The organism is Flavonifractor plautii ATCC 29863 (assembly GCF_000239295.1).
Taxonomy (GTDB): Bacteria; Bacillota; Clostridia; order Oscillospirales; family Oscillospiraceae; genus Flavonifractor; species Flavonifractor plautii.
Map to the genome: position 1 here is coordinate 1 of NZ_JH417757.1, position 7347 is coordinate 7347.

General features: G+C 64.2%; 6 protein-coding genes. All 6 read right to left on the bottom strand.

Features of this window, described 5'->3' with window-relative positions; translation table 11 throughout:
• Window positions 1–329: 329 nt before the first annotated feature.
• A complete protein-coding gene (gene uvrA, locus HMPREF0372_RS08955; RefSeq protein WP_007491162.1) occupies window positions 330–3152 on the bottom strand; it encodes an excinuclease ABC subunit UvrA in 2823 nt (940 codons plus the stop codon).
• 27 nt (window positions 3153–3179) lie between these two features.
• Window positions 3180–3563 carry a CPCC family cysteine-rich protein gene (locus tag HMPREF0372_RS08960; RefSeq protein WP_007491164.1) on the bottom strand — a complete coding sequence of 128 codons (384 nt, stop codon included), beginning with the start codon at window positions 3561–3563 and terminating at the stop codon, window positions 3180–3182.
• Between the two features lie 18 nt (window positions 3564–3581).
• A complete protein-coding gene (locus tag HMPREF0372_RS08965) occupies window positions 3582–3785 on the bottom strand; it encodes a hypothetical protein (protein ID WP_007491166.1) in 204 nt (67 codons plus the stop codon).
• A gap of 2 nt (window positions 3786–3787) precedes the next feature.
• The gene (locus HMPREF0372_RS08970) at window positions 3788–4798 is read right to left on the bottom strand and encodes an aldo/keto reductase (RefSeq protein WP_007491168.1); all 1011 of its coding nucleotides are present in this window, start codon (window positions 4796–4798) and stop codon (window positions 3788–3790) included.
• Between the two features lie 99 nt (window positions 4799–4897).
• A complete protein-coding gene (locus tag HMPREF0372_RS08975; protein ID WP_007491170.1) occupies window positions 4898–5389 on the bottom strand; it encodes a transposase in 492 nt (163 codons plus the stop codon).
• 5 nt (window positions 5390–5394) lie between these two features.
• Window positions 5395–7347, bottom strand: a 1953-nt coding sequence (gene uvrB, locus HMPREF0372_RS08980) for an excinuclease ABC subunit UvrB (protein ID WP_007491172.1), incomplete at its 5' end; no start/stop codon positions are given.

A 7347-nucleotide genomic window follows, 5' to 3' on the forward strand; every position in this document is an offset into this window, starting at 1 on the left:
TTCACCGTCCAATATGTTTGACAAACCTACAAAGTTTTTCCTCCGCCCGGCCGGGTGGAGGAAAAACCGGGCGAGTACGTCCCCGGTACGGCGGGGGCGTTTCTTACAGCATCCGCTTGAGGTACCGGCCGGTATAGGAGGCTTCGCAGGCGGCCACCTCCTCTGGAGTACCCGTCACGACGATGTTGCCGCCGCCGTCGCCAATCCCCACGCGGCAGGCCGCGCGGGGGCCCCGGATTGATTTTATCTGCTCGGGCGGAGTGAATCCGCCCGGCATCAAGGTTTTGCCAGAGGCAAAACGCTTGGTGGGCAGCGCCGGCGGCCGCTTTTTACAGCATCCGCTTGAGATACTGCCCGGTGTAGGAGGCGGCACACTGTGCCACCTCCTCGGGGGTGCCGGTGACGACGATATTGCCGCCGCCGTCGCCGCCCTCGGGGCCGAGGTCGATGATGCGGTCGGCGGTCTTGATCACATCCAGATTGTGCTCGATGACCACCACCGTGTTGCCCACGTCCACCAGCTTCTGGAGCACCTCAATGAGCTTGTGCACGTCGGCGGTGTGCAGGCCGGTGGTGGGCTCGTCCAGGATATAGATGGTCTTGCCGGTGGAGCGCTTGGCCAGCTCGGTGGCCAGCTTGACCCGCTGGGCCTCGCCGCCGGACAGGGTGGTGGAGGGCTGCCCCAGCTTGACGTAGCTCAGGCCCACCTCGTAGAGGGTTTGGAGCTTGTTGTACAGCCGGGGGAGGTTCTCAAAGAAGGGGAGGGCCTCCTCCACCGTCATCTCCAGCACCTCATAGATGTTCTTGCCTTTGTAGCGCACCTCCAGGGTCTCCCGGTTGTACCGCTTGCCCTTGCACACCTCGCAGGGCACGTAGATGTCGGGGAGGAAGTGCATCTCAATTTTCAGCAGGCCGTCGCCCTGGCAGGCCTCGCAGCGCCCGCCCCGGACATTGAAGGAGAAGCGGCCCGGGCCGTAGCCCCTGGCCTTGGCGTCGGAGGTGGAGGCGAACAGATCACGGATGTCGTTGAACAGGCCGGTATAGGTGGCCGGGTTGGAGCGGGGGGTGCGGCCGATGGGGGACTGGTCAATGTCGATGACTTTATCCAGGAACTCCTCCCCCTCGATGCCCGCGTGCTTTCCAGGCCGGGTCTTGGCCCGGTTCAGGTCGGCGGCCAGCCGCTTGAACAGGATCTCGTTGACCAGGGAGGACTTGCCCGAGCCGGACACGCCGGTGACGCAGGTGAAGGTACCCAGGGGGATGGACACGTCCACGCCCCGCAGGTTGTTCTCCGCCGCGCCCCGGATGGTGAGGAAGTTCCCGCTGCCCTTGCGGCGCTCGGTGGGGACGGGGATCCTTTTGCGGCCGGACAGGTAGTCGCCGGTGATGGAGCCGGGGGTGTTCATGACCTCTTCGGCGGTGCCGGCGGCCACCACCTCGCCGCCGTGAACGCCGGCGCCGGGGCCGATGTCCACGATATAGTCGGCCGCCCGCATGGTGTCCTCGTCGTGCTCTACCACCAGCAGGGTGTTGCCCAGGTCCCGAAGGTGCTTCATGGTGTCCAGCAGCATGTCGTTGTCCCGCTGGTGCAGGCCGATGGACGGCTCGTCCAGAATATAGAGCACCCCCATGAGGGAGGAACCGATCTGGGTGGCCAGGCGGATGCGCTGGCTCTCGCCGCCGGACAGGGTGGCGGCAGCCCGGCTCAGGGTCAGGTACTGGAGCCCCACACTCTGGAGGAAGCCAAGGCGGTTCTTGATCTCCTTGAGGATGCGGTCGGCGATGAGGTGCTTCTGGGGGGTGAGCTCCAGGCCGTCCACGAAGGCCAGGGCGTCGTTCACCGACTTGCGGCAGAAGGCGTCGATGCTGATACCCCCCACCGTGACGGCCAGGGCCTCCTTCCGCAGGCGCTTGCCGCCGCAGTCGGGGCAGGGCCGCTCAGCCATGCACTCCTCCAGATCCCGGCGCATGGCGTCGCTCTGGGTCTCCCGGTAGCGGCGCTCCAGGTTGTTGACCACGCCCTCGAAGGCCTGCATCAGGGTGCCCTTGCCGTTCTCCCGGTCGTAGGTCAGCTTGAGCTTCTCCCCCTTGGTGCCGTAGAGGATCACGTCCATGACCTCCTCCGGCAGTTCCTCCACCGGGGTGGTGAGCTTGAAGCCGTATTTCTTGGAGAGGGCCTCAAAGTACATGCGGGAGATGGAGTCACCCTTGATGTTGTTCCAGCCGGAGGCGGTGATGGCGCCCTCCAGGATGGAGAGCTTCCTGTTGGGGATGATGAGGTCGGGATCCACCTTGAGCTGGGCGCCCAGGCCGGTGCAGGTGGGACAGGCGCCATAGGGGTTGTTGAAGGAGAACATGCGGGGGGAGAGCTCCTCGATGGAGATGCCGCAGTCTTCGCAGGCGTAGTTCTGGGAAAAGAGGATGTCCCGGTCTTCGTCCACAATGTTGATGACCACCAGGCCGCCGGCCAGGGCGGCGGCGGTCTCCACGCTGTCGGTGAGGCGGCGGTGGATGTCCTCCTTGATGACCAGCCGGTCCACCACAATCTCGATGTTGTGCTTCTTGTTCTTGTCCAGGGGGATCTCCTCGGTGAGATCGTAGAGCGAACCGTCGGCCCGGCAGCGGACATAGCCCGACTTGCGGGCGTCCTCCAGCAGCTTCTGGTGGGTGCCCTTCTTGCCACGCACCACCGGGGCCATGATCTGGATGCGGGTGGCCTCGGGCAGGGCCATCACCTGGTCGATGATCTGGTCGATGGTCTGCTGCTGGATCTCCTTGCCGCACTTGGGGCAGTGGGGGGTGCCCACCCGCGCCCACAGCAGGCGGAGGTAGTCGTAGATCTCCGTCACCGTGCCCACGGTGGAGCGGGGGTTCTTGGAGGTGGTCTTCTGGTCGATGGAGATGGCGGGGGACAGGCCGTCGATGTAGTCCACGTCCGGCTTCTCCATCTGGCCCAGGAACATGCGGGCGTAGGAGGAGAGGGACTCCACATAGCGGCGCTGGCCCTCGGCGTAGATGGTGTCAAAGGCCAGGGAGGACTTGCCCGAGCCGGACAGGCCGGTGAGCACCACCAGCTTGTCCCGGGGAATGTCCACGTCGATGTTTTTCAGGTTGTTCTCCCGCGCGCCTTTGACGAAAATATGGTCGAGCATACGTGTGGTTCTCCTTTGTTCAGGGGTTTACAGGGGCTGTTCGCCGGGCCGGGGCGGCCGGGCATGGCGGACGAGATCCTCCCGCACGGCCCCCCATTTCCGGTAGTTTTCCCGGCCCTGCCGCAGGGTCATTCCCCGGTTTTCGTCGCTGGGGGCGTCCTCGTCCGGGTCGAACACGTCGTTCTCCCAGAAGCACACCGGGCAGATGTAGGCAATGGCCTCCTCTTTGGGGACAGGAAAGGTGAGGCACCCGCAGCAGGGGCAGGGGTAGCTCCCCGCCGGCCCCTCCGACTCCGGAGGCGGCTCCGGCTCAAGCGGCTCCGGAGTGCAGGCCGGGCCGTCGGACGGGGAGAGCACAAAGCTGGCGTTGGTGGCCTGGGGCAGATAGAAGAATTTTTCTGTTTTGTCCATAGAACGGCATCCTCCGGGTCAGGGGGCGAACACGGGACGAAATACATACGCCCACAGAGCCCACAGCAGAAGGGCGGAGCCCAGCACCCCGGCGGATACGCGCACCCACCTGGGCGGTCTGGGCCAGACGGCCAGGGCGATAAGGGCGAAGGCCGCAAGCCCCAGCAGAAAAGGGGCGTACATGACCAGCAATGTGTCCCAGCCCATATCCCACCGGCCCATGTTCAGTACCCGAACACCTTGGCCACGCCCTCCAGCATGTCGCGGATGGGTAGGCCGTAGGGGCAGCGCTTCTCGCAGGCGCCGCACATGACGCAGGAGCCGGCGTGGTAGGGCATAGCCTTGTAACGCTGCTCGGCCCAGCCGGCCAGGCCGTACTTGCGGGCGTAGTTGGCCATCAGAAAGTTGGAGGGAATGTCAATGCCGTTGGGGCAGGGGGCGCAGTAGCCGCACCGGCGGCAGAACTGGGTGCCCAGCTCCTTCCGCACGGCGTCGCACCGGGACAGCTCTTCCGCCGTCAGGGGGGCGGCAAGGTTCACAGAGGCGTTGCGGTCCACTTCCTCAGGGGAGCCCATGCCGGGAATCATGATGTCGATGACCCCGGAGGCGGCGATGTACCGCAGGGCCAGATCCCATTCGTCCAGGTTGCCGCCGGCCAGGGGCTTCATGGCAATGGTGCCGATGCCCTTCTCACGGGCCAGGGCCAGCACGTCCCGCCCCTGGTCCTCCACAATATTATAGGGGAACATAACGGTTTCAATGCGGTCGGCGTAGTCCTCCACCAAAATTTTAAGCGCATCAGCGCTGTGGGCGGTGACGCCGATGTGGCCGATCTTCCCGGCCTCCCTGGCCGCCGTCAGGGCCTCGTAGGCGCCGCCGGGGCCGAATACCTTCTCAATGTCCTTCTCCGGCAGGTTGTGGAGCTGATACAGGTCGATGTAGCCGGTGCGCAGGTTGCGCAGGCTGGTCTCCACGTCGGCGGCCATGGAGGCGGCGTCCCGGCTCATGCTCTTGGTTGCCAGGATAAACTTGTCCCGGCGGCCCTCCAGCGCGGCGCCCAGATACTCCTCGGAGACGGTATAGCCCCGGGCGGTGTCGATGTAGTTGATGCCGTACTCCTCCAGCTTATCTACCACAGCCTTGGTGTTGGCCCCGTCGGCGCGCTGGATGGGGATACCGCCAAAGGAGACTACAGCGGCCTTCAGGCCGGTCTTGCCCAGTGTCACATAGTTCATAATCCATACCTCTTATTCCATGCCCGGCTCACGCCGGACGTATTTGGGAAGTCTTTCCGCCGCCGGACGGGGGAACAGGCCGCCGGCCGGCCGGTCAAGTCATACATAATAGCAGTCCTCGCGCCATTTCCGGGGATTGGCATCAATGTAGTTCCAGATGCGCCGGTAGTCCGCCTCGCCGCGGATGACGTGGTCGTGAAAGGATTTCTGCCAGAGGGGAATGCCCGCCCGCTTGGCGGCGGCCCGTTTCATAGAGCCGATCACGGTGGAGAGCGGCTTTGTAGGGGCGGATATTATCCGCCCGTCCGGCTCCGCAAGCGCCAGAATCAGGTGAATATGATTGGGCATGACGACGAATTTATCCAGCGCAACATTGGGGTAGTGCGCCGGGATGGCGCGGATGGCCTCATCTACCACACGGCCAATGGAGGAAAGCTGAATACCCTGCGGCGGGCGGATGATATCCGCCCCTACGGACGGCTGCCAGAAAAGCGGCTGTTTGTCTTTTGTGCAGAGGGTGATGAAATAATAGCCCGCCTGGCTGTAATCATAGTTTGGCAGCCGGTTCGGCTTCCGTCTGGGCAGCTCCATGCCCCTCACCCATGTCCCCGCAGCTCGATGATGCGGTCGCGGAGGACGGCGGCGTACTCGAATTCCAGACGCTTGGACGCCTCCCGCATCTCCTTCTCCAGCTTGGCGATGGCAGCCTCCCTCTCCTTTTTGGAGAGGGCCTTCTGAGAGTGGGGCAGCTCGTCCTTGTCGCCGGACAGGTCGATCACGTCGCGGACGGACTTGATGACCGTCTTGGGCACGATGCCGTGCTCCCGGTTGAAGGCGTCCTGCTTGGCCCGGCGGCGCTCGGTCTCGTCGATGGCCCGGCGCATGGAGGGGGTGATGGAGTCGGCGTACATGACCACCAGGCCGTCGGCGTTGCGGGCGGCCCGGCCGATGGTCTGGATGAGGGAGGTCTCCGACCGGAGGAAGCCCTCCTTGTCGGCGTCCAGGATGGCCACCAGGGACACCTCCGGCAGATCCAGGCCCTCACGGAGCAGGTTGATGCCCACCAGCACGTCGAAGGTGCCCAGGCGCAGGTCGCGGATGATCTCCATGCGCTCGATGGTGTCGATGTCGTGGTGCATGTAGCGCACCTTGATGCCCGCGTTGGTGAGGTAGGCGGTGAGATCCTCCGCCATCTTTTTGGTGAGGGTGGTGACCAGCACCCGTTCCGAGCGGGCGGTGCGGGCGTTGATCTCGCCGATGAGGTCGTCGATCTGCCCCTCCACGGGCCGCACCTCGATTTTGGGGTCCAGGAGGCCGGTGGGGCGGATCACCTGCTCCACGATCTGGCCCGACCGCTCCCGTTCATAGTCGCCGGGGGTGGCGGAGACGTACACCACCTGGTTGAGCCGCTTCTGAAATTCGTCAAACTTCAGCGGCCGGTTGTCGAAGGCGCAGGGCAGGCGGAAGCCGTAGTCCACCAGAGAGGTCTTGCGGGCCTTGTCGCCGTTGTACATGGCCCGCACCTGGGGAAGGGTGACGTGGCTCTCGTCGATGAAAAGGACGAAATCCTTGGGGAAGTAGTCCAGCAGGGTGTGGGGGGGCGAGCCGGGGGCGCGGCCCTCAATGACCCGGCTGTAGTTCTCAATGCCGGTGCAGTAACCCAGCTCCTGCATCATCTCTACGTCGTACATGGTACGCTGCTTGATGCGCTGGGCCTCAATAAGCTGGTTGTTGGCCTGGAAGAAGGCCACCCGCTCCTCCAACTCCCGGTAGATCTCCTGGACGGCGGCGTCCATCTTCTCCTTGGGGGTGACATAGTGGGTGGCGGGCCAGATGGGGATGGTCTCCAGCCGCCGGATGACCGCACCGGTGACCACGTTGATCTCGCTGATACGGTCGATCTCGTCGCCGAAGAACTCCACCCGGATGGCGGAGTCCTTCCAGTAGGCGGGGAAGATCTCCACCGTGTCCCCCCGCACCCGGAACATGTTGCGCTCAAAAGCGATATCGTTGCGCTCATAGCGGATGGACACCAGCTTTTTCAGCAGCTCCTCCCGCTCCATCTGGGTTCCCACCCGCAGGGAGACCATCATCTTGGCGAAGTCCTCCGGCTCGCCCAGGCCGTAGATGCAGGATACCGAGGACACCACGATCACGTCCCGCCGCTCCATCAGGGAGGCGGTGGCCGCCAGCCGCAGCCGGTCGATCTCCTCGTTCACCGCCGAGTCCTTCTCAATGAAGGTGTCGGTGTGGGGGATATAGGCCTCGGGCTGGTAGTAGTCGTAGTAGGACACAAAATACTCTACCGCGTTGTTGGGGAAAAATTCCTTAAACTCGGCGCAGAGCTGGGCCGCCAGGGTCTTGTTGTGGGCCAGCACCAGGGTGGGCCGCTGCACCGCCTCGATGACCTTGGCCATAGTGAAGGTCTTGCCCGAACCGGTGACGCCAAGAAGGGTCTGCTCATCCAGACCGTTCTCAATGCCCGCCGCCAGGGCGGCGATGGCCTCCGGCTGGTCGCCGGCGGGCTGATATTCGCTGACAACTTGAAA